This is a genomic window from Alkaliphilus transvaalensis ATCC 700919, from assembly GCF_000621485.1.
In the GTDB taxonomy this organism is placed as follows: Bacteria; Bacillota; Clostridia; order Peptostreptococcales; family Natronincolaceae; genus Alkaliphilus; species Alkaliphilus transvaalensis.
The window spans coordinates 15054-37695 of sequence record NZ_JHYF01000017.1 but is presented as its reverse complement, the minus strand read 5'-3'; the positions used below and the strand labels follow the sequence as shown (position 1 = coordinate 37695).

The 22642-nt window shown below is 33.2% G+C and carries 21 protein-coding genes; 17 read left to right on the top strand and 4 right to left on the bottom strand.

Going from position 1 to position 22642, the window contains the following annotated elements:
* Window positions 1-227: 227 nt before the first annotated feature.
* The 3 genes from speB to T335_RS0113050 form a co-directional block, all read right to left on the bottom strand.
* Window positions 228-1076, bottom strand: a complete 849-nt coding sequence (speB, locus tag T335_RS0113060) for an agmatinase (RefSeq protein ID WP_026477950.1) — start codon at window positions 1074-1076, stop codon at window positions 228-230.
* Complete coding sequence (speE, locus tag T335_RS0113055) at window positions 1063-1917, bottom strand: polyamine aminopropyltransferase (protein WP_026477949.1); 855 nt, start codon at window positions 1915-1917, stop codon at window positions 1063-1065. Before speE ends, speB begins: the two co-directional genes overlap by 14 nt.
* Before the next feature lie 123 nt (window positions 1918-2040).
* Window positions 2041-2580, bottom strand: coding sequence for a helix-turn-helix domain-containing protein (locus T335_RS0113050; protein WP_026477948.1), 540 nt, complete (start codon window positions 2578-2580; stop codon window positions 2041-2043).
* Window positions 2581-3473: 893 nt separating this feature from the next.
* On the opposite strand from T335_RS0113050, the gene T335_RS0113045 reads away from it, so the two are divergent.
* The 17 genes from T335_RS0113045 (at window position 3474) to T335_RS0112965 (ending at window position 21458) form a co-directional block, all read left to right on the top strand.
* On the top strand, window positions 3474-5039 hold the full coding sequence (locus T335_RS0113045) for a sigma 54-interacting transcriptional regulator (protein ID WP_026477947.1): 1566 nt from the start codon (window positions 3474-3476) through the stop codon (window positions 5037-5039).
* 218 nt (window positions 5040-5257) lie between these two features.
* Window positions 5258-6457 carry a methionine gamma-lyase gene (gene megL / locus T335_RS0113040; protein ID WP_026477946.1) on the top strand — a complete coding sequence of 400 codons (1200 nt, stop codon included), beginning with the start codon at window positions 5258-5260 and terminating at the stop codon, window positions 6455-6457.
* A 293-nt stretch (window positions 6458-6750) separates the two neighbouring features.
* Complete coding sequence (locus T335_RS0113035; protein ID WP_026477945.1) at window positions 6751-7392, top strand: DUF2953 domain-containing protein; 642 nt, start codon at window positions 6751-6753, stop codon at window positions 7390-7392.
* Window positions 7393-7396: 4 nt separating this feature from the next.
* Entirely contained in the window at window positions 7397-7882 is a 486-nt protein-coding gene (gene ytfJ, locus T335_RS0113030; protein ID WP_026477944.1) for a GerW family sporulation protein, read from the top strand.
* Between the two features lie 131 nt (window positions 7883-8013).
* On the top strand, window positions 8014-8415 hold the full coding sequence (locus T335_RS0113025; protein WP_026477943.1) for a MazG nucleotide pyrophosphohydrolase domain-containing protein: 402 nt from the start codon (window positions 8014-8016) through the stop codon (window positions 8413-8415).
* Window positions 8416-8447: 32 nt separating this feature from the next.
* Entirely contained in the window at window positions 8448-9419 is a 972-nt protein-coding gene (locus T335_RS0113020; protein ID WP_051569306.1) for a sugar-binding transcriptional regulator, read from the top strand.
* A gap of 377 nt (window positions 9420-9796) precedes the next feature.
* Window positions 9797-11131, top strand: a complete 1335-nt coding sequence (locus tag T335_RS0113015) for a pyrimidine-nucleoside phosphorylase (protein WP_026477941.1) — start codon at window positions 9797-9799, stop codon at window positions 11129-11131.
* 23 nt (window positions 11132-11154) lie between these two features.
* On the top strand, window positions 11155-11823 hold the full coding sequence (gene deoC, locus T335_RS0113010; RefSeq protein ID WP_034328481.1) for a deoxyribose-phosphate aldolase: 669 nt from the start codon (window positions 11155-11157) through the stop codon (window positions 11821-11823).
* A gap of 121 nt (window positions 11824-11944) precedes the next feature.
* Window positions 11945-13060 (top strand): BMP family lipoprotein, encoded by a 1116-nt coding sequence (locus T335_RS0113005; RefSeq protein WP_026477939.1) that lies wholly within the window; start codon window positions 11945-11947, stop codon window positions 13058-13060.
* Window positions 13061-13130: 70 nt separating this feature from the next.
* Entirely contained in the window at window positions 13131-14639 is a 1509-nt protein-coding gene (locus T335_RS0113000; protein ID WP_026477938.1) for an ABC transporter ATP-binding protein, read from the top strand.
* A gap of 31 nt (window positions 14640-14670) precedes the next feature.
* Complete coding sequence (locus T335_RS0112995) at window positions 14671-15741, top strand: ABC transporter permease (RefSeq protein WP_026477937.1); 1071 nt, start codon at window positions 14671-14673, stop codon at window positions 15739-15741.
* Window positions 15742-16623 carry an ABC transporter permease gene (locus T335_RS0112990; protein ID WP_026477936.1) on the top strand — a complete coding sequence of 294 codons (882 nt, stop codon included), beginning with the start codon at window positions 15742-15744 and terminating at the stop codon, window positions 16621-16623.
* Window positions 16624-16957: 334 nt separating this feature from the next.
* The gene (locus tag T335_RS0112985) at window positions 16958-17485 is read left to right on the top strand and encodes a GrpB family protein (RefSeq protein ID WP_026477935.1); all 528 of its coding nucleotides are present in this window, start codon (window positions 16958-16960) and stop codon (window positions 17483-17485) included.
* A gap of 42 nt (window positions 17486-17527) precedes the next feature.
* Window positions 17528-18187, top strand: coding sequence for an HAD family hydrolase (locus tag T335_RS0112980; protein WP_026477934.1), 660 nt, complete (start codon window positions 17528-17530; stop codon window positions 18185-18187).
* A gap of 162 nt (window positions 18188-18349) precedes the next feature.
* Complete coding sequence (locus tag T335_RS0112975) at window positions 18350-18814, top strand: hypothetical protein (protein WP_026477933.1); 465 nt, start codon at window positions 18350-18352, stop codon at window positions 18812-18814.
* Window positions 18815-18912: 98 nt separating this feature from the next.
* Window positions 18913-20025, top strand: coding sequence for a D-alanyl-D-alanine carboxypeptidase family protein (locus T335_RS0112970; protein WP_026477932.1), 1113 nt, complete (start codon window positions 18913-18915; stop codon window positions 20023-20025).
* 476 nt (window positions 20026-20501) lie between these two features.
* Entirely contained in the window at window positions 20502-21458 is a 957-nt protein-coding gene (locus tag T335_RS0112965; RefSeq protein ID WP_026477931.1) for a dipeptidase, read from the top strand.
* Between the two features lie 370 nt (window positions 21459-21828).
* On the opposite strand, the gene T335_RS20715 is transcribed toward T335_RS0112965, so the two are convergent.
* The gene (locus tag T335_RS20715) at window positions 21829-22521 is read right to left on the bottom strand and encodes a YkgJ family cysteine cluster protein (protein WP_051569305.1); all 693 of its coding nucleotides are present in this window, start codon (window positions 22519-22521) and stop codon (window positions 21829-21831) included.
* Window positions 22522-22642 lie beyond the last annotated feature (121 nt).

Genomic DNA, 22642 nt, shown 5'->3' with positions numbered 1-22642 from the left:
TAAAACTTATTGAAGGTAGAAATTGCATAATCCATAACTAAGAAAAGTAGATGGCCGAAATCTTAGATTACTAGACAGTCGATTGATATAACGTTAATAATATTAAACTGTTAGTATGAAAGTTTCTAACATCATTTATATTACTCATTGAATACTAAGCAGCGCAGTTTTTATTTTTCTTTAATATTAATTTAGTATTAATTATGCAATTCCCTCGATTAAAATAATTATAAAATAAGCATAACTTCACGAATTATTTTAGACGCAACTGCAGTAGATACGCCTGTTGGATCATAGTCAGGAGCTAATTCTACAACGTCAGCACCAACAATATTTAAAGCTGTAAGCTTGTTTAATATTTTCATCATATCAGCAAAACCAATTCCACCTGGTTCTGGCGTTCCGGTTCCTGGGAAGATAGAAGGGTCTAATATATCTAGATCAATTGTAAGATACACAGGCTTGTCCTTAATCTTTTCAATCGCTTCATCAAGCTTATCATAGCCAAATTTGTTCATAAAGGTATGGCCTTCATCTGCCCATTGAAACTCTTCTTTAAGTCCAGATCTAATACCAAACTGATAGATTCTACCATCACCTAAGAAGTCCCAAATATTTTTTATTACAGTAGCGTGGGAGAACTTTTCTCCCATATAATCATTTCTTAAGTCAGTATGAGCATCGAAGTGAAGTACCACTAGTTCAGGATATTTTTCATAAACAGCCTCAACAACTGGAAGGGTAACTAAATGCTCCCCACCGATCATCACTGGTTTTTTACCTTGAGTCATTATTTCTTTACTAAAGCTTCTTATGTTATCTAAAACAAGGTCTCGGTTACCGAAGGCGAAGCTTAAATCACCTGCATCGTGGACCTTTCGATCTTCTAAGTCCCTGTCTAAATAAGGGCTATAGGTTTCTAAGCCATAAGAATCTATTCTTATACGGCTGGCAGCAAACCTCGAGCCTGGTCTAAATGAGCTTGTTCCATCATAGGGGGCACCAAATAAAACAATATCAGACTCTTCTAAGGAAGCTTCACATCCAATAAATGAATATTGATTAAACAGTTCCATTGGCAATATACTCCTTTACATAAGTAGGTAGAGCAAAGGCTCCTTTATGTAGATCTGTATTATAATACTTTGTCTTAATTCCGAAGTTGTTCCATGCTTCAGCCTTAAGATCAATAACTGGGTGATACTTCTTAGATGCAAAACCAAATAACCAGAAGCCAGATGGATAAGTTGGAATTGCAGCAGAATATACTTCTACAATAGGGAAGATTTTTCTTAACTTAGCATTTGCTCGAATAGCTTCTTTTGCAAACTGCTCATAAACAGGACTTTCATTTTGATTTACTAATATCCCATTTTCTGTAAGGGCGTTAAAGCAATCTGTATAAAATTCTGTTGTAAATAATCCTTCACCAGGACCTACAGGGTCAGTAGAGTCGATAATAATTAGATCATATACGTTTTCTTTGCCCTTCATGAAGGCAACGCCATCTTCATAGGTTAGATTAACTCTAGGGTTGTCTAAGTCACCTGAAATTGTTGGGAAGAAATCTCTAGCAACATCACATACCATTTTATCGATTTCTACCATATCTGCTTTTTCGATGTGGTTATATCTCATTAATTCTCTAACTGTACCACCGTCGCCACCACCAATTACTAAAACATTTTTAATTTCAGGATTAACCGCCATTGCTACGTGTACAATCATATCGTGGTAGATAAATTCATCCTTCTCAGTAACCATTACTAAACCGTCTAAAGTCATTAATTTTCCATATTCAAAAGTTTCAAAAACGTCAACCTTTTGGAAGTCACTTTGTCCAGTAAATAAATGATTTTTAACCTTTAAAGATAATCTTACGTTTTCAGTTTGTTCTTCAGTATACCAAAGTTCCATAATAAAAAAACCTCCTATAATAATATTAATAGTGTATATATAATAGTAATTCCATAAAAAATAGGAATTTAAACAGGAACAAGTGCATTTTTCAAGAATGATTACTAAACTATGTAAAAACCATTAAAAGGATGGAGGGCTAGAAACCCAAAGAACAACAGCATCCTTATTGCTGGGATTCTCGATATAATGAATCTCGCTTGACTTAAAATAAAAACTTTCCCCTTTTTTTATTTTAAGTTTTTTCTTACCTACATATAAGGTGATGGCTCCTTTAAGAACATATCCAAATTCTTCACCTTTGTGAGGTTCTTCAACACTACTTGCCCCATGGGGTCCAAGCTCAATTAAAATTGGTTCCATAGTGTTTTTTTGTGCGTTGGGAATTAACCATGAAACAATGTGAGCTAGCTCGTGGTTTTCAGATTGGTAAATATCATCTTTTGTAAATACAATCTTACTTTGAACATCTTCATTGAAGAATTTTTTAATATCAGTCCCTAAAGCTTCTAAAATATCGATTAAGGTAGCGATAGAGGGAGAAGTGATATTTCTCTCAATCTTAGAAATAAATCCTTTAGTTAGGTCACATCTTTGAGCTAATTCTTCTTGAGTAAGTTCATTGAGGACTCTAAGTCGTTTAATTTTTTCACCTATTTCCAAGTTTTCAACTCCCTTGAATTACTGGAATTAACAGAATTTTTAAATTTAATTCGAATGATTAAATTTCCTAGTAGTAAACTTTGTGTTTACCTATATTAAATATAATGGTTTTTAAAAAAATGTCAATAGATTTTTACTAAAATTTTCAAAGGTTAAATAGACTCAAGAATGAGCTTATTTAGATAAAGGTCCCCACATAATATTTACTTCATTTGTTAGGCACATTTTGTGATTGAAATCATCCTTAACCTATCTTTAAATTGACCGCAAAAGGAGAATTTTATTATAACGAAATAGGAAAGTTCTACTTTAATTATTTTAAAGTAAAAATAGCATTACGTAATGGGTTTCATCATAAGAAGATAACCAATTTAATAGTTTAAATTGTGTAAGTCCCTTAGTTTATTCACCTAAAGTCATCCTACATATCTTCCGAAGGAAGACTTTATTCTTTTTAGAATGAAAAAAGTATTTAAAATCCTGCTTAATTTGACTTATAAAATTGTCTAATAAATTTTTATTGTGATATAATTTATTAAGATAAACATTTAATTAAATAGACCTTAATTTAAGAAAATACAAATGAAAAGCTATACTTAATGAAGAAGCATCGTTTAGTAGATTTTTTTTGGAACCCATAAAAATGATTATGATGAAATACTTACTAGAAACAAGTTTAACTAACATTAAAGTCGATTGTTTTTTATGTAAAAAAAACCACTAGATACACATCTAATGGTTTTTTTCACATCCTACTTAACAAATCATTTTTTAAAGAACTAAGGAAATTCTATCATATTATAACTCAGAAACTACATTTCGTTTTATTTATGCAAAATAATAATATTATTATGGAATTCCTCAACTAACTAAAAGATTAAGGAATGGTGATTATGAAGGAAATACTTAGATTAGAAATTGTAACCGAAGATCGTATGGGAATTACTTTTCAAGTATTAGAGAAATTATATTTGGAAAAAATCAACTTAATATCTGTGGAGGTTTTTCCTGGAAAAATTAATATGAAAATTGAGAATATATTAGAAGAAAGAAGAAATAGCCTTATAACGATGCTATTTAAAATAAAAGGAGTTGCTGCCATTAATGAAATAGAACTACTGAACTTTGAAAAAGATAAAAGAAAACTCTATACAATTATTGATTCAGTAGACGATGGCATTATGGCCATTAATAAAAATGGAAAAGTAGAAATGATTAACACAAGTGGAGAGAAGATTTTTGGATTTAATAAAGAAGACCTAAAGGACCGAAATATTTTTGATTTTATTAGTGAAAAGAATGGAATGATGGAGTTAATCAGTAGGGGAGAAGGCTTTACTAACCTTGAGCTATCTGTATGCGATGGCGATGAAATTAATCATTATCTTGCTACAGGTCGACCTATCAAAAATGATGATTACAAAACGATTGGAATGGTAATATCCTTTAGTAATTTTCAGAAGGCAGTTGAAATCGCAAATATTGTTTCTAATACAATGGAGGGGGCTTTTTCAGAAATAATTGGAAATAGCCTTCAAATAGAGAAAATAAAAAAGATTGTAAAAACCGTATCTAAAAATCCTTCAACTGTCCTGTTGCGAGGTGAAAGTGGTACAGGTAAAGATTTGTTTGCAAAGGCTATTCATAACCTTAGTGAACGAAAAGATAATAAATTTGTCCCAGTAAATTGTGCCGCTCTACCACCAAGCTTAATCGAAAGTGAGCTATTTGGTTATAACAAAGGGAGTTTTACTGGAGCAATTACTAATGGTAAAGAGGGTTTATTTCATGAAGCTAATGGTGGAACTTTATTTCTAGATGAAATTGCAGAACTTCCCCTTGTACTACAGGCGAAACTTTTAAGGGTTATTCAAGAGGGAGTAGTAAGAAGAATTGGAAGCAGTAAAGAAGAAAATGTTGATGTACGGATTATCGTAGCTACAAATAGAAATCTTGAAGACATGATTAGGGCAGGGACCTTTAGAGAAGATCTATATTATAGACTGAATGTCATTCCTATTTTTCTACCCCCATTAAGGGAGAGGCTAGAAGATATCCCTCTGTTACTTAAACATATTTGTGACAAGCTCAATAGACGTTTTGGTAAAAATATAACTGGGGCTGATACTGGTTTTATAAATGCATTGATGGATTATCAATGGCCAGGTAATGTTAGAGAATTACAAAATGTGATAGAACGGGCAATGATCCTATGTAACGGTGATATTTTAACAACGAAAGAGTTATATTTTGATACAAATAATGGACAAATAAAATTGGATGCTGTAGATATTAATAGAAATACCAATCTGAAGGAAATTGTTGAAGACTATGAAAAAGATATAATAATTAAAGAAATATCTAAACATAAGAGCCTCAGAAAGGCAGCTTTAGCATTGGGAATCTCCCATACGACATTAATAAATAAAGTAAGAAAGCACCAAATAAATTGGCAATAAATATTTACAAATGGAAATAATTTTAACCACTTATCTGGTAATTATGGTAATAAATATTTACAAAATACCGCAAGATAAAAAAGATTCCAATAAATCTTTTTCTTTAAAATTTTATAAACCTTGAATTTTCTATATTAGAGTATTAATTTTTGTGTGTTAAAACTTTGGCACAAAGATTGCTATAATACTTTACAAATGGAATTAGGAGGTATTATTAAATGAAAAAAGAGAAGCTATTAAATAAAGGGTTTGGAACAATTGCAATACATGGTGGTCATGAGAAGGATCAGTTCGGTGCACTGGCTACTCCTATTCATCAAACGGCTACTTTTATATTTGATTCTGCTGAACAAGGTGGAAATAGATTTGCTCTAGAAGAGGGGGGATACATCTATTCTCGTCTAGGTAACCCAACGAATACGCAATTAGAAGAAAAAATAGCAATGTTAGAAGGTGGCGAAGCCGCTATGACAACTGCTTCAGGTATGGGAGCGGTTTCTTCCGCCCTTTGGACAGCTCTGAAATCTGGGGATCATATTGTAGCTGCTAAAACTTTATATGGATGTACCTTTGCATACTTAAGTCATGGATTAACAAGATTTGGTGTTGAAGTAACCTTTGTAGATGCAAGTAACCCAGAAAATGTAAGAAGTGCCATGAGAGAAAATACTAGAGTTGTATTTTTAGAATCACCTGCAAATCCAACCTTAGTCTTAACCGACATAGAAGCAATAGCAAAAATTGCCCATGAGAAGGAAGATTGTCTTGTTATAGTGGATAACACCTTCTGTACTCCATTTTTACAGAAACCTTTAGCACTAGGTGCCGACGTAGTAATTCATTCTGCCACAAAGTTTTTAAATGGCCATGGAGATGTTATTGCAGGGATAGTGGTAGGAAATCAAGAGTTTATTAATCAAGTAAGATTGTTTGGTGTTAAGGATATGACAGGTGCGTCTTTAAGTCCTTTTGATGCATTTTTAATTATAAGAGGAATGAAAACCCTAGAAATTAGAATGGAAAGACATTGTAAAAATGCAATGGAAGTAGCAAAATTTTTAGAGACTCATCCTGCTGTAGATCGAGTCTATTATCCTGGGTTAGAAAGTTTTCCACAATATGAATTAGCTCAAAAACAAATGAAATTACCAGGTGCAGTAGTAGCCTTCGAGTTAAAGGGTGGAGTTGAAGAAGGTAAAAAAGTGATGAATAGCGTAGAGATCTGTAAGCTAGCTGTTAGTTTAGGTGACGCAGAAACTTTAATTCAACACCCAGCTTCCATGACCCACTCTCCTTATGAACCAGAGGAAAGAAGAGAAGCAGGAATTGAAGATGGTTTAGTAAGACTTGCAGTAGGCTTAGAAAATGTTGAAGATATTATTTCAGATTTAAAGCAGGCTTTAGATCAAATACTATAGTATTAAAAGAACAAAGTCTTTCTTCGGAAGATTTATAGGATGACTTTAGATGAGAAAATTAAGCGACTTACACAATTTAATCCAATTAAATTGGCTATCTGCTTATGCTGAAACTCATTACGTAATGTTCTTTTATTTTATTAATAATTAAACTCGAATTTTCCTATTCGTTATAAATAAAGTGGTTAGCTCAATACTTAATTGAAGAGCTAATCACTTTTTTATGTCTATTATAATAAAATTTGGAAAAAATACAAATGTTAGTATGCTATAGAAAAGCAGGGTGATCAATTTTGTTATATACCATTATTTATATAATTCTTACTTTAGGCTTTATTTTTATCATTGTTTTTGCATTTTCAGAACTAAATGTAGCTATACTTGTTTTAAAAAATAGTAGCAGAGAGGAAATTGTAATTGATATAAAACTTTTATATGGACTATTAAAATATCGAATTGAGTTACCTTTTGTAGAGGCTTTAAAAAAAGGAAACATTATTAATGATTTCAATTTAAATTCTGATATTGAAATAGGAAAGCAAGAGATCATAAAAGATAATAAAGAAAGAGATTTTAGCCTTCACGAAATAAAACGGATATATCATCAATTTAGACTTACATATATTAAGTATAAAAAAATTTTAAACTATATTAATAGTAGAATCATTTTTGAAGAAGTATGCTGGGATACTGAAGTAGGTACTGGTGACGCAGCTGTAACAGCCATTGCTACAGGATCATTTTGGGTTATTAAAACTAATCTGGCATCTTTTGCAAAAAAGAAACTAAAGTTAAAAGAAATGTGGGTTAATGTTAGGCCATATTATGAAGGCGAAAAATTCACTACCAGCTTTAATTGTATATTTACCCTTAAAATAGGCTATATTATTATTGCGGCAATTAAAACGATATATAGGAAAATAAGAGGATGGTGATAGTGTGAGCGAGCATCCAATAGAATCACTTATGAAAACAACAATGGAAAGTATTAAAGAGATGGTAGATGTAAATACAATAGTTGGTGACCCAGTAGAAACCCCAGATGGAACTGTGATAATTCCTATTTCTCGAGTATCCTTTGGATTTGCCTCAGGTGGAGGCGACTATATACCAGAAAAAGAAGAAGAGAGTAAGGGCGATAAGGATAACGGAAATGGTGAAAGCAAAAAAAATGCAAATAGTAAATTCCCATTTGCAGGAGGAGCGGGAGCAGGAGTATCTGTTCAACCAGTAGCATTTATGATTGTTGGAAATGGACAGATGAAGTTAATGCCAGTCGATCAAAAGGCAAACACCCTTGATAATCTCTTAAGTATGGCTCCAGAAGTTTTGCATAGTATTCAATCCATGGTTAAAAAGAATAAGCCTAATGGTAAAAAAAATAATTCTCATCATAGAATTGAATATGATGATGATGAAGAGTAATTAGAGGACGAAAGTGGTCCTCTTTTTTATTTCCATATAAAATAATCGTCAATCTTGATTGTAATTGAATATGTAGAAAGAGTATAATAATGTTATATAAGAAAACTATACATAACCATGGAGGTTTAACTATGGATTTAAGAAAAGCGATTGAGATGATATGGGACAATAGAAAATATACAACAAATGATCCAAAAACCGCCATTAGTCATTTAAATGAAGAGGTGGCTGAATCTTTAAAAGCATTATTAAAGGGAGATAATGATAAAGCAAAAAAAGAGTTGCAGGATGCAATGTCTTGCTTATTTATAGCGATGAAGGTAATGGAAGTTGATCCAGAAGAGGCTGTTAATGCCCAGATTGAACAAATGAAAAAGAAAAATCACAAAGTAATGATGATAAAAAATGGAAAAGCTGAAATTCTTGTAGATGGTAACATTAAAGGAAGTTGGTCAGTATGGAGTGAAGAGGACATTAAAGAGGCGATGGATTTAGCCAAGGAGTTTGGTTGTGAGTTAATACAGGAAGATTAGAATTGATATTTTGATGTTAAAGGATGGGAAATATGGCTATAAAATCAAAAAATGATAAGTTGTTGCTTGCTGTAAAAGTTGCAAGACTTTATTATGAATGTAATGAGACCCAAGAGCAAATTTCCAAAAAGCTTAAAATTTCAAGGCCACAAGTTTCAAGACTCTTACAAACTGCAAGGGAAGAAGGTATAGTAGAAATTAGAATTAATAGTGCCTATAATCTACATTCTAATTTAGAAAGATTACTTTGCGAAAATTTCGGGCTTAAAAAAGCTATTGTAGTGCCTATGTCTACTAATAACTTAGTTGAAATTAAAGAAAACCTATCAAAAGTAACCGCAAATTATCTAGATGAAATAATTGCCGATGGTGTAACTATCGGGATTCCATGGGGTTCTACCTTAGGATATGTTGCAGATCATTTAAAAGAAAGAAAATTAAAAAATGTAAAGGTCGTGCAGTTAAAGGGAGGCGTGGGTAAAGTGTCTAGCAAAGTTAATACCTACAATCCTGTTATTAATTTTGCAATAAAGTTAAATGCGACACCATATTTCCTTCCTGTACCAAGCATTGTTGAAAAAATGGAGATTAAAGAAATCTTATTGTCGGACGGTAAAATTAAAGAAATATTAGATTTGGCTGAAGAATCAGATATAGCTATTTATCCTATAGGTAGACCAAATCCTAATTCTGTATTAGTAGAAGCGGGATATTTTTCCCAAGAAGATATGAATAGATTAAAGGATGAAGGTGCTGTAGGTGATATTTGCTCTCGGTATTTTAATTATATGGGAGAAATATTTGATGATGATTTAAATGGAAGAACTATTGGCATTGACTTGGATAAACTTAAGAATAAAAAATATGCAATTGCTGTTGCTGGCGGGAAGGAATATGCCGAGAGTATTTTAGGGGCCTTAAGGGGACAGTACCTTAATGTTTTAATTACTGATGAATCTGCAGCTAAAAGGGTTTTAAAACAAGCTAAAATCGGATATAGATAACTTGTAACATTTATAGTAGAGCATAGATATAGATATCAACAAAATACCTAATAAAATAGTATCAAACATAATAATCTTACCCGAGGGTAAGGTTTTTTTATCATAAATTAAGCCCATTAGTATAGAATAGAATTAGAGTAGACCTATCATTAGTTAGACATTGGAACATAGTATTAAAGTTTTTAATTATACTAGTAATATTTCAATTAAAAAAATGATGCTATCTCCATCGATAAGAAGGATTTTATCAATTCATATAGAATAATATATTTACTGAACAAAATTTAATAGGTATGAACAAAATTTCAGGACTCGAATTAATTATCTGAAAAAGCACAATAGAGCTTTTCAACAATAATAGGATTGTAGGTGAAAAAATGAGGGCGTATGATCTAATTTTAAAGAAACGAAATGGTAATCAGCTTAGTAAAGAAGAAATAAATTTTTTAGTCATTAACTATGTTAATGGGAACATTCCTGATTATCAAATGGCAGCCATGAATATGGCAATCTTTTTCAAAGGGCTAGATAAAGATGAAACCCTAAACCTTACATTAGCAATGATGGAATCTGGTGATACAGTATCGTTGAAAGAGATTCCTGGGATTAAGGTTGATAAACATTCAACAGGCGGTGTTGGAGATACTACTACTTTGGTTCTAGCTCCTTTAGTTGCTGCTGCGGGAGTACCCGTTGCAAAAATGTCAGGGAGGGGTCTTGGTCACACTGGTGGGACATTAGACAAATTCGAATCAATTCCTGGTTTTTCTACTGATTTAACTATTGAAGAAATGGTTGAAGCTGTAACAAATTCAGGAGTCGCTGTTGTTGGACAGACAGGAAACTTAGTTCCTGCCGATAAAAAATTATATGCCTTAAGGGATGTGACAGCCACAGTAGATAGTCTTCCTCTAATTGCCAGTAGTATTATGAGTAAAAAACTTGCATCTGGTGCAGATGCCCTTGTACTAGATGTCAAAACAGGTGATGGTGCATTTTTAAAAGACTTAGATGCCGCAGTAGAGTTGGCTAAGACAATGGTAGAGATTGGCCAGGGGGCAGGCAGGGAGACCGTAGCGGTGATTACTGATATGGATCAACCATTAGGAAAGGCAATTGGTAATGCCCTAGAAATCGAAGAAGCCATCCTTACCCTTAAAGGGGAAGGTCCTAAGGATTTAGAAGAACTTTGCTTGTTTTTAGGGAGTCATATGCTATATCTTGCAAAAGCTGTAAATTCCCAAGAAGAAGGACAAAAAGTTTTAATGGAGCTACTTAATGATGGTAGTGGGCTGAAAAAACTCAAAGAACTAATTGAAGTTCAGAAGGGAAATAGTAAAGTAGTAGACGACTTATCTCTGCTACCAAGGGCGATCAATCAAGTATCTGTTAAGTCAACTTTAAGGGGTTACATTCATAAGATTAAAGCAGAATCTATTGGCGTCGGAGCTATGAAACTTGGTGCTGGTAGAGAAACCAAAGAATCTGTAATAGACTTAGCCGTAGGTATAATATTAGAGAAGAAGGTAGGAGACTTTGTAGAAATTGGTGAAGAAATTGCTATTATACATACCAATGATGATGAAGGATCTCTTAAAGTCAAGGAAGCTTATGATTTAATTCTAGAGTCTTATATCATTGAAGAGGCTCCTTTAGGTAAACCTAAGTTAATTAAAGGGTTTGTAAACAAAAATGGGTTTCGACCTTATTAAAACGTATAGTTAGGAGAGATAAAATGAATAATTTAGCAAAATACATTGATCATACCTTGTTAAAGCCAGAGGCATCACAAGAGCAGATCCTTAGCCTTTGCCAAGAAGCGAAAGAGTTCAACTTCGCATCAGTATGCGTAAATCCTGCCCATGTAAAGATAGCTTTTGAGGCTTTAAAAGGTAGTAATGTAAAGGTGTGTACAGTAATTGGTTTTCCTTTAGGGGCCTCCACCATGGAAGTAAAGGCATTTGAAACAAAAAATGCCATAGAAAACGGTGCAGGTGAAATAGATATGGTCATCAACATCGGAGCACTTAAGGATGGAAATCAGGATCTTGTCTATCAAGATATTTTAGCTGTCGTGAAGGCCGCAAATGGAACCTTAGTTAAGGTGATTTTAGAAACTGGATTCCTTAGTGACGAAGAAAAGGTTTTAGCTTGTCAACTTGTTAAAAAAGCTGGTGCAGACTTTGTTAAGACTTCAACAGGTTTTGGACCTGGTGGTGCAACTATTGCAGATATAGAACTGATGAGAAAAACTGTAGGGCCAGAAATGGGTGTAAAGGCCTCTGGTGGCGTAAGGGATTATCAGACTACAATGAATATGATTAACGCAGGTGCAACAAGGATTGGAACCAGTTCTGGCGTTTTAATTATGAAGGGGTTAAAAGATACAAGTAGTACCTATTAACTAAATTTTTATTGTAGTTTATTATTTTATATTATACAATATAATGCATAATATAAAGTTTTTTGTATAAGAACTTTATATTATGGGGAAGAAAAAACTATAAAGATGGAGGATGGTAGAAATGTTTAAGGGTTCAAAAAAATTAGTACTAGCATTATGTCTAATGCTTGTAGCAAGTCTTTTCTTAACTGCTTGTGGAGGGGGAACAGCACAAGATCCAGATGTAGAAGAGCCGGGTGAAAATGTTGAAGCAGGCGCTTTACAAGTAGGTATTGTATTGTCTACAGGTGGTAAGGGAGATAAGTCTTTTAATGATGCAGCTATTGAAGGTTTAGAAAGAGCAAAAAGAGAATTAGGAATTCAATATCGTGATATTGAGCCAAGAGAAATGGCACAAGATGAAGAGTCTTTAAGATTCCTAGCTGAACAAGGAATGGATTTAGTAATTGGAGTAGGTTTCTTAATGGAAGAATCATTAAGAACTGTAGCCCTTGAGTATCCAGATGTTAAATTTGCTTTAATCGATGCTGTTGTTGATGAGCCAAATGTTGCTTCCTTAGTGTTTAAAGAGCATGAAGGTTCTTTCTTAGCAGGTGCATTAGCAGCATTGATGACTGAATCTGACAATGTTGGTTTCATTGGCGGAATGAGAATTCCTCTAATTGAAAAATTCGAAATTGGTTACATACATGGGGTTGAATACATCAATGAGACAGAAGGTAAAAATGTAAACGTTCTTTCTGCATATGTTGGAACAACCGGAGATGCATTTAACGATCCAACTACTGCAAAAGAATTAACCCTTTCTCAAATCTCTAGAGGAGCAGATATTATTTATCATGCTTCTGGTGGTAGTGGACAAGGAGTATTCGAAGCTGCTTATGAAAATGGAAAGTACGCTATCGGCGTTGACTCTAACCAAAACTGGATGTATCCAGGTACTATTATGGCTAGTATGTTAAAAAGAGTAGATGTTGCAGTATTTGATACAGTTAAAGCTGTTCAAGATGGTACTTATGAAGCTGGTTTAACAGTGTTCGGAGTAGAAGACAGAGGGATCAGTTTAACTGACTTAGAAAAAGTTGATGAATTAGAAAAATTTGGTGTTGAAGATGACGCAGATGATATCGCCCGTATGCAAGAACTTAAGGATAGTATTCCTACAGATGTAAAGAATAAGATTGAAGAGATTACTAATAAGATTATCAGTGGAGAAATTGTAGTTAGAGAAGAGTAATGATAGGCTGCTGTAGCGTTAGTTGCAGCAGCTTTATTAAATATATTCTAAACCTTTTAGGAGGATTAAAATGCAACCAATATTAACTATGGAGAATATTACGAAACGATTTCCAGGAGTAATTGCAAATGATGGAGTTAATTTTGATTTGCAGGCTGGTGAAATCCATGCCCTTGTAGGAGAAAATGGTGCTGGAAAATCTACACTAATGAATGTACTATTTGGACTATATCAACCTGAGGAAGGTAAGATAGCTTATAAGGGAGAAGAACTAATCATTAATGAACCAACCCAAGCCATTAAACTTGGTATTGGAATGGTTCATCAACACTTTAAATTAGTTCAACCATTGACTGTTACAGAAAATATTATATTAGGAAGCGAACCCACTTTAGGAATCAAAATTAATAAAGAGAAAGCTTTAAAGGATGTGGATGAGCTTTCTAAGAAGTATGGGTTAATTATTGATCCTAAGGCAAAAATAGAAAATATAACAGTTGGTATGCAACAGAGGGTAGAGATTTTAAAGACCCTTTATAGAGGTGCAGATATCATCATATTAGACGAACCAACTGCGGTGTTAACACCTCAGGAGGTTAAAGAACTATTTGCTATTCTTAAGGGACTAACTGATCAAGGTAAATCAATTATTTTCATTACCCATAAACTGAATGAGGTAATGGAGATTGCTGATAGAGCAACAGTTATGCGTAGAGGGAAAACAATTGGAACAGTTAGTACAAAAGAAACTTCTCCCACACAATTAGCTGAAATGATGGTTGGTAGACAAGTACTATTGAGAGTTGAGAAGCAAGAAGCTAAACTAGGCAAGGAAGTACTAAAGGTAGAGGGTGTATCGGGTAACGATGATCGAAACTTACAAGTTGTAGATAATGTATCTCTTTCTATCCGTGCAGGTGAGATTTTAGGGATTGCAGGAGTAGAAGGAAATGGACAAAGTGAGTTGATTGAAATATTAACTGGACTGCGAAAGCCAACTTCTGGGGATATTTATTTGAATGATAAGAAGATAACAGGTTTAACAGCTAGGGAAATTAAAAATAGTCATGTCGGTTACATTCCAGAAGATCGTCATAAAAGAGGATTGATACTAGATTTTTCCATTAGTGAAAATGCTATTTTAGGAATACATCAAAGAAAACCCTTTGCAAAAGGAATGCAATTAAATTTAAGTGAAATTAAAAAGCATGCTGATAATTTAATTGAAAAATATGATATTAGAACACCTAATAGAGAAGTGCATGCAAGAAACTTGTCTGGGGGTAATCAGCAAAAGATAATCATTGCTAGGGAACTAGAAATAGATCCGGTTTTAATTATAGCCTCTCAACCAACTAGAGGGGTTGACATTGGAGCCATTGAGTTTATTCATAAGCAAATTATAGAAGCTAGAGATGAGGGCAAGGCTGTCTTATTAGTTTCTGCCGAACTTCAAGAGATTCTTAGTTTGAGTGATAGGATTGCAGTAATTTATGAAGGCGAAATTGTCGATATAATTGATGCTAAGGAAGCAACTGAAGAAAAACTAGGACTTTTAATGGCTGGTGTTAGAAACTAAAGAAAGGTTTGATTCTTGAAGGAGGAATTATATGAAGCGACAGAAGTTATATGATAATTTAAGGGAGCTGATGATCCCTCTAGGGGCTATCACTTTAGGTCTTTTGGTAGGAGCTGTTATTATTTTGATGACAGGTGCCAATCCTATAGAGGCCTATAAAGCATTGTTTATAGGAGCCTTTGGTGATGTCAATAAATTTGCAAATACATTGGCACGATCAACACCATTAATTTTTACTGGACTAGCTGTTGCCTTTGCTTTTAGATGCGGATTATTCAACATTGGTGTTGAAGGACAGATGTTTGTGGGAGCTTTAGCGGCAGCTTATGTCGGTGCTAATTTTGAAGGACTTCCAAAGATAATTCATTTACCAATGGCGATATTAGCAGCAATGATTGCAGGAGGTTTCTGGGCGGCAATACCTGGAATACTTAAAGCTAAAAGAGGTGTTCATGAAGTTATTAATACAATTATGATGAACTTTATTGCCTATGCCTTTATTGGTTACATGGTATCTGATGTTTTACGCGCACCTGGTCAAACACCTAGAACAGTTGGAGTATTACCATCTGCTCAATTAGTTAGACTAGGTGAATTAGTAGGCTGGAGTACTTCAAGACTAAGTATTGGATTTTTAATTGGACTACTAGTATGTGGTATTATCTATTACTTGTTATGGAAGACAACGATTGGTTACGAAGTTAGATCTGTTGGATTAAGCCCGATGGCGGCAGAATATGGCGGTGTTAATTCTAGCCAGAAAATAATATTAGCTATGATCATAAGTGGTGCTTTAGGTGGCTTAGCTGGTGCTGAAAGAGTCCTTGGATTTGACCGAGCTTTAATACTTGGCTTTTCACCAGGATTTGGCTTTGAAGGAATAGCAGTAGCATTGCTAGGTAAAAACCATCCATTAGGTATTATATTTGGTGCCTTATTATTCGGAGCACTTTCAAATGGAGGAGCTTGGATGAATTTTACAACAAATGTTCCTGTAGATTTAATTGTTGTATTACAGGCAGTTATTATTTTCTTTGTAGCTGCAGATCAAATCATTAGAAGAATCTTTTCTAAGAATAAAAAGGAATGGGGTGCGGTCTAAATGTGGCAAGATTTATTTAATATGTCAATGCTTTATGCTACCCTTAGAGCGGCAACTCCCTTAATCATTACAGCCATCGGTGGTCTAATTGCTGAACGGTCGGGAATCATCAATATCGCCCTTGAAGGAAAAATGTTGATGGGGGCTTTTACAGCTGTAGTTGTGTCATACTATACAGGAAACCCATGGTTAGGAGTGTTGGGAGCAATTATCGCTGGCGGCATCATGGCATTAATTCATGGGGTAGTAAGTATCAAGTATAAGGCTAATCAAGTAGTAAGCGGTACAGCGATTAATATTCTGGCTGGAGGACTAACTATTTTCCTTTTACAGATTATTTTTGGCGTAGCAGGAACTAGTCCTCAAGTTAAAAAATTACCTGCGTGGGGACCCTTCCATCCAATTGTATATTTCGGAATACTTTTAGTATTCGTAACCCATTATGTAATTTACTACACTTCATGGGGTCTAAGGGTAAGAGCCATTGGGGAGCACCCAAGTGCAGCAGATACAGTTGGTATTAATGTTATAAAAATGAGATATATTTGTGTTATAATTAGTGGAATGCTGGCAGGGCTAGCAGGAGCAGCTCTATCTTTGGGGGATCTTAATGTCTTTGTAAAGGGGATGACCTCAGGTAGAGGATATATTGCTTTAGCTGCCATGATTTTCGGTAAATGGACCCCGATAGGTGCCTTAGGTGCATCATTATTATTTGGGTACTCTACAGCCCTACAAATGGGGCTACAAGGTCGTGGAATACCGAGTCAAATTGTGCAAATGATACCATATATCTTTACAATGATTGCTTTAGCGGGATTTGTTGGGAAATCAACGCCACCTGCAGCCCTTGGTGAGCCCTATGATAAAGCAAAAAGATAACTTGAAATAACATATTTTACTAATTGATTAAGGACTAAAGCATAATTTAAGTGTTTTAGTCCTTATCTTATGTCCATAATTAAGGAACTAGAGACAAAGTTTTAGAGTATAAAATTAAATAAATTTCTAAAATTTCACTTTTCGATGAAGGGATTAATTAATAAATGATGAATACTAATTTGTAGAAAATATTTGGATGGATTATATTATGAAATAGATAAACATGACTGCAATTTCTATATTTTAGAAAGACAATTGCAGAAAATAATTATCTATTGTATAGTTATAAAATTATATAAATTAATAGCTTTTAATTTTATTAGGGGGTGTATTGATGAATACAAAAAGAAAAGTCGAAATCTTACCATATAATAAAGAGTGGCCGGTACTATATAGGCAAGAGGTGGATAATTTGAAGACAATTATAGAAAATCTAGCAATCGACTTCCATCATATTGGTAGCACAGCAATAGTTGGAATACAAGCCAAACCCATTATAGATATAATGGTGGAAGTTAGTAATATAGATGCTATCGATATGTTGAAGGATAAATTCATCAATCTTGGCTATGTAATGATGGGGGAATACGGAATCCCTAATCGTAGATTTATCATAAAAGGAGATCTATTAAATAGAAGTCACCACATACATATCTTTCTACAGGGAGATAAGGAAGTCGGTCGACATCTAAATTTTAGAGATTATTTAAATGCTCACCCTCATGTGGCACAAGAATATTCTAATTTAAAACTTAAGTTAGTGGATGAGTTCCCTGACAACATGGAAGGATACATAGCTGGTAAGAACGCTTTGATTAAAGAAATTGATAAACGTGCTGAGGTTTGGGTTATGACTAAATAATATATATTACATCAACTATAATTTTATAAGGGGGGGAGAAAGATTAAAAAACTAAGAGCTGTTTGCTTTGATATGGATGGTACATTAATTTTAAACACCAATTCTGTTAAATACCTTTGTCAACTTAATCATAAGCTTCAAGAAGTAGAGGAAGTAGAAAAAGAAGAAGAAGAAGGAAAATATTCGTGGATTGAAGCAGATTACAAGAAGGTCAAGTTGATAAAAGGTCTTAATGTTGAAAAAGTGGCAGAAGGTTTTAGTTCGAATATTAAGTTGATAGATGGAATAGCCGAATTAATCAACACCCTTAAAAAATTGGGAGTTATAACCCTTTTAATTACGGCAGGACCAATAGAAGTGGCTGAAGTGATTGCAAAAGGTTATCAATTTGATCATTATTATGGAAGTGAATATGAAGTAAAAAATCGAAGTTATACAGGTAAAATAAAATATCATTTAGGCGCTGATGGTAAAAAGAAATGTTTTCAAGATTTCTGTGATAACTCAAACATTTCACCATTAGATACAATAGCTATTGGTGACAGTTCCTCCGATATTGAGATTTTTAAAATTTGTGGTAAGTCAATTGCAATTAATTATTCTAGTTCATTAGTTGGTTATGCAACAGAGTATATTAAAACAAAGGACATAAGAGATGTTGCAGAATTTTTAGAGATAGAAAATTTAGTGATTGCAACCTAGTTATGACATAGGTTTAATTTTAAATTAAAATAAATGGAACAGAAATTAAACTACTTTTTAGCTATAAAGTAGATCAAGTTAACCATTCTTTTCTGCGTTTAAAAAAACATGAACTGGAAGTACTTAAAAGCATCATAGAACATAAAACTAGGGGTTTTTAGCATGAGAAAAGGTTTAGTCTATTTATTTTTAACGATAATGCTAGTATTAGTAGCACTAAATATCGATGTCTTTTATACGCCTCTTCATAATCAAAGGTATTATCCATATAAAATATTAAAAAATAATCAGATAGTTATTTATGCCGATGGAAATGCAGAAAATTTAGAAAGATTAGAAACGTTTATAAAAAACCTTGATGAAATGAATGAAGATTACCTTCTAATTATGTTTGTTGATGCCTCCAAAAGTAAAATTAATAAATACAGACCTTTAAGAACTACTGAAGTACAAGCTTTAAGATTTACAGATGGTCTATTTTATCATGCTTCTGGAAACTATGACTACTTAGGAGGTAGTTATTATTTGGGAATTAATAAGGTAGAGGAAGACGAAAGTATATACTACTATCTCTTATCTGACTGTGAAAATGATAATAATTATCTTTTTCTAACAATAAAAAAATAGAACAAATTTAACTAGTCTACCTTGGAATGATTAGTATCATATTTGAGAATAATAAACTAGAATTTCAAATATGAGAAGATCATACGAGAGGTGAAGAAATGAAAAAAATAAGTTGGTTATTAATCGTAATAATGATACTTTCAATAACTCCATCCTATGGAAATGAAATTCCATATACATCCGCCAATGGTCAAGCCGCAATTGTGATGGAAACAGAGACTGGTAGAGTATTGTTTGAAAAAAATAGTCGTGAAAGAATGCCAATGGCTAGTACGACAAAAATTATGACAGCCCTTTTGGCAATAGAAAATGTTGATTCCGAAAAGTTTGTGAAAGTAGCGCCTGAAGCCCAGGGAATTGAAGGTTCATCCATCTATTTGAGGGCAAATGAAAGAGTAAAAATGGTAGACTTACTTTACGGATTGATGTTAAGGTCTGGAAATGATTCAGCAACAGCAATTGCAATAGAAGTAGCGGGTTCTGTAGAGAAGTTTGCAGAACTTATGACTCTGAGAGCTAAGGAATTAGGAGCCAATGATACTAGTTTCATGAATCCTCATGGTCTCCACCACGATGACCATTATACTACTGCCTATGATCTTGCCTTAATTACTAAAGAGGCTCTGAAAAAGCCCCTTTTTAAAAAAATTGTAAGTACAAAATTTTATGTAGCAGAAAGTAGAGACGCAGAGTTTAAATATTTTTCTAATAAGAATAAAATCTTAAACACAGTGGAAGGTGGAGATGGAGTAAAAACAGGGTTTACTAAAAAGTCTGGGAGATGTTTGGTGGCATCAGCTACTAGGGGTGATATGCAATTAATTGCTATTACACTGAATGATGGCGATTGGTTTAATACCACCCATAAGCTTTTAGATGATAGCTTTGAATTATTTATGCCCCATACTGTTTTCGAAAAGGGTGAAGTAATAGGAGTAGCGAAACTAAATGAAGGTAAAAGAGATGAAGTAAATGCTTTAGTTGATAGTAAAATCGTTCTGCCCGTTAGAGAAGAAGAAAAGGATAGAATACAAACTGTCATCGATATGCCTGAAAATATGGAAGCTCCAATATTAAAAGGCCAGAAGCTAGGTAAAGTTTCCGTTTATTTAGAAGATCAGTTATTAGCCACATCAGACTTGATTGCTGAAGAAGGGATAGAAAGGCTTACCATGAAGGATAAGCTATTAAGATTCCTACGTATCCAGTAAATGAAGAAAGTCTTGTTTTAGATGATTAGATGATTAAAAGGGATTTCATTTTAATCTTTTTCATAAAGTTTCTTTATATTAAAATAATTAAAATAGAACTCTCCTTCGTTAGAACAAAGTCCTCCATCGGAAGATTTATAGGATGACTTTAGGTGAAAAAACTAAGTGACTTACACAATTTAATCCATTAAATTGGTTATCTGATTATCTTGAAACTCATTACGTAAAGTTTTCTTATTTTAATAATAATTAAAGTCAAACGTTCCTATTCGTTATAAAAAAACTGATTTCTTAGAGGAAAATCAGTTTTTTTATATAAATATATAATATAGTAAATAAGGAAATTTATAATAGATCGCTAGACACACTAAGTAGTAGTAGTGGCTTATTGATACTAAAACAAAGTATATTTTGTATTAATTTTCCTTAAGCTTAGAAAAGGTGATCCAATAGATTCTATCAAAGGAGGGGATTTAATGAAATACATAGATTTACATTGTGATACAATCTTTAGAATGTTCTTTAGTGAAGAAAAAACTACTTTAAAGAAGAATGACTATCAGGTGGATCTCGAAAAACTAAAAAAGTCAAATGCTATAGGTCAATTTTTTGCCCTTTTTTTTGACTTAAGTGAGGCCAAAAAGAGAAATTATAGTCCCTATGAAGTTGGCATGAAAATGTTAGACCTATTTGATTCAGAAATCGCCATCAATAAAGAAGAAATTGCATTAGCAACCAATTATGTAGACTTAGAAAAAAATCAACAAGAAGGTAAAATCTCGGCTTTTTTAGCAGTTGAAGAAGGTGGCGTTTTAGAAGGAAAGATAGATTATTTACAGAAGTACTATGATCGAGGTGCAAGATTAATTACATTAACATGGAATCATCCTAACGAAGTTGGTTTTCCTAATATTAATAAAGAATATAGTCAACAAGGACTAACAAGTTTTGGAAGGGTAGTTGTTGAAGCAATGAATGAACTTGGGATGATTATAGACGTATCCCATCTATCAGATGCAGGTTTCTATGATGTAGCACAATTATCATCAAAGCCTTTTATAGCATCCCATTCTAACGCAAGGGCCGTTCGAGACCACTCAAGAAATTTAACCGATGACATGGTAAAAATCCTTGCTGATAAAGGTGGAGTTACAGGAATCAACTTTGCTGCTTATTTCTTAGGAGAAGATAAAACCTACAGTAAAGTAGAAGATATGATTACCCATATTAAACACTTAAGGAATGTTGGTGGAATAGAAATAATTGCTCTTGGAACAGACTTCGATGGTATTGGGGGAGAATTAGAAATAAAGGATTTCTCTCAAATGTATAAATTGGTTGATGCATTAGAAAAACATAAATTCACCTCTGAAGAAATAGAAAAGATTTGTTATAAAAATACGATAAGAGTTATTAAAGATGTAATGAAATAGAAGATAATTACTTTCCTATTCGTTAGAACAAAGTCTTCCTTCGGAAGATTTATAGGATGACTTTAGGTGAAAAAACTAAGCGACTTACACAATTTAATCCATTAAATTGGTTATCTGCTTATCTTGAAACTCATTACGTAAAGTTCTCTTATTTTAATAATAATTAAAATCGAACTTTCCTATTCGTTATAAAAAGACCAAGGAATTTAGAATATACTAATTCCTTGGTTTTTGATTTTTGATTATGATAAGTAGATTAATCAATGTATCTTTATAAACTATATATGGGACCTATGTGTCCTTAGTCTTTAGTTCTTAGCTATTCCTAACTAAAAAATCTTTAAAAAAGACTTTTTACCCAAGTACTTGTTTAAGCACTACGACTATAGTTGGTCCCCCTTGGCTTAGGAGGAGTGTTATCAAAATTATCATCGTCATTATTATTATTCGGGTTTATTAATCCTAATAAACTCATTCTAAAACCAACCATTTCTAAGGCCAAGCTTAAGGCTTTATTTATTGGATATCTTTTTTGTCCTAAGGTAGGGTTAATTAGACTAATTTTATGGGCAAATTGAGAATTAATTGGCACAATTAATCCTTTATTAATTTCTTCTTGTATTTCTTTTTCTAAATAGGGATTTATTTCTTTCATATATTTACACATGGAAACCGTTGGACTTTGATTTTTATCTAAAATTGCCGAAAAACCAAAGAGTCTACATAATAGTGGTCTCCATTGGTAACAACTACATCCTCCCAATGTATTAGACGAAGGATTAAACATAATACAAGAAGCTGTTGAGTCAATACAATTCAATTTTTCCATTGTTTCTTCTGCAGATCTATTTTGCCAGAGAAAGATACTTAAGGGGATCATTTCAAATATTGTTACTTCAATATTTTCTGCTGATTTATTACAGCACTTACTACATTGGGAAATACAAGCAAGGTTTGTGGTATCTTTATAGCTACAAATTGTTTCTTCAAGCTCTTGATAAACAAGAAATAATTGATCTAAACCATTAAAAGATGATGTAAGCTCATTATTCAATTCGATCATCGATTGCTTCCCCCTTAATCAAATATAATATATTATACATCCAAAATTAAAAGTTGGGAAGATGGAAAAAACCCTAAAGCTCTCATAGGAACTTTAGGGTTTTAATATTAATCTAAACTAG

Excerpts from the sequence above, each read along its gene's own strand:
- speB (WP_026477950.1), bottom strand. The coding sequence starts at position 1,076 with ATGGAACTGTTTAATCAATATTCATTTATTGGATGTGAAGCTTCCTTA.
- speE (WP_026477949.1), bottom strand. The coding sequence starts at position 1,917 with ATGGAACTTTGGTATACTGAAGAACAAACTGAAAACGTAAGATTATCT.
- T335_RS0113045 (WP_026477947.1), top strand. The coding sequence starts at position 3,474 with ATGAAGGAAATACTTAGATTAGAAATTGTAACCGAAGATCGTATGGGA.
- megL (WP_026477946.1), top strand. The coding sequence starts at position 5,258 with ATGAAAAAAGAGAAGCTATTAAATAAAGGGTTTGGAACAATTGCAATA.
- T335_RS0113025 (WP_026477943.1), top strand. The coding sequence starts at position 8,014 with ATGGATTTAAGAAAAGCGATTGAGATGATATGGGACAATAGAAAATAT.
- T335_RS0113020 (WP_051569306.1), top strand. The coding sequence starts at position 8,448 with ATGGCTATAAAATCAAAAAATGATAAGTTGTTGCTTGCTGTAAAAGTT.
- T335_RS0113015 (WP_026477941.1), top strand. The coding sequence starts at position 9,797 with ATGAGGGCGTATGATCTAATTTTAAAGAAACGAAATGGTAATCAGCTT.
- deoC (WP_034328481.1), top strand. The coding sequence starts at position 11,155 with ATGAATAATTTAGCAAAATACATTGATCATACCTTGTTAAAGCCAGAG.
- T335_RS0113005 (WP_026477939.1), top strand. The coding sequence starts at position 11,945 with ATGTTTAAGGGTTCAAAAAAATTAGTACTAGCATTATGTCTAATGCTT.
- T335_RS0113000 (WP_026477938.1), top strand. The coding sequence starts at position 13,131 with ATGCAACCAATATTAACTATGGAGAATATTACGAAACGATTTCCAGGA.
- T335_RS0112995 (WP_026477937.1), top strand. The coding sequence starts at position 14,671 with ATGAAGCGACAGAAGTTATATGATAATTTAAGGGAGCTGATGATCCCT.
- T335_RS0112990 (WP_026477936.1), top strand. The coding sequence starts at position 15,742 with ATGTGGCAAGATTTATTTAATATGTCAATGCTTTATGCTACCCTTAGA.
- T335_RS0112985 (WP_026477935.1), top strand. The coding sequence starts at position 16,958 with ATGAATACAAAAAGAAAAGTCGAAATCTTACCATATAATAAAGAGTGG.
- T335_RS0112975 (WP_026477933.1), top strand. The coding sequence starts at position 18,350 with ATGAGAAAAGGTTTAGTCTATTTATTTTTAACGATAATGCTAGTATTA.
- T335_RS0112970 (WP_026477932.1), top strand. The coding sequence starts at position 18,913 with ATGAAAAAAATAAGTTGGTTATTAATCGTAATAATGATACTTTCAATA.
- T335_RS0112965 (WP_026477931.1), top strand. The coding sequence starts at position 20,502 with ATGAAATACATAGATTTACATTGTGATACAATCTTTAGAATGTTCTTT.
- T335_RS20715 (WP_051569305.1), bottom strand. The coding sequence starts at position 22,521 with ATGATCGAATTGAATAATGAGCTTACATCATCTTTTAATGGTTTAGAT.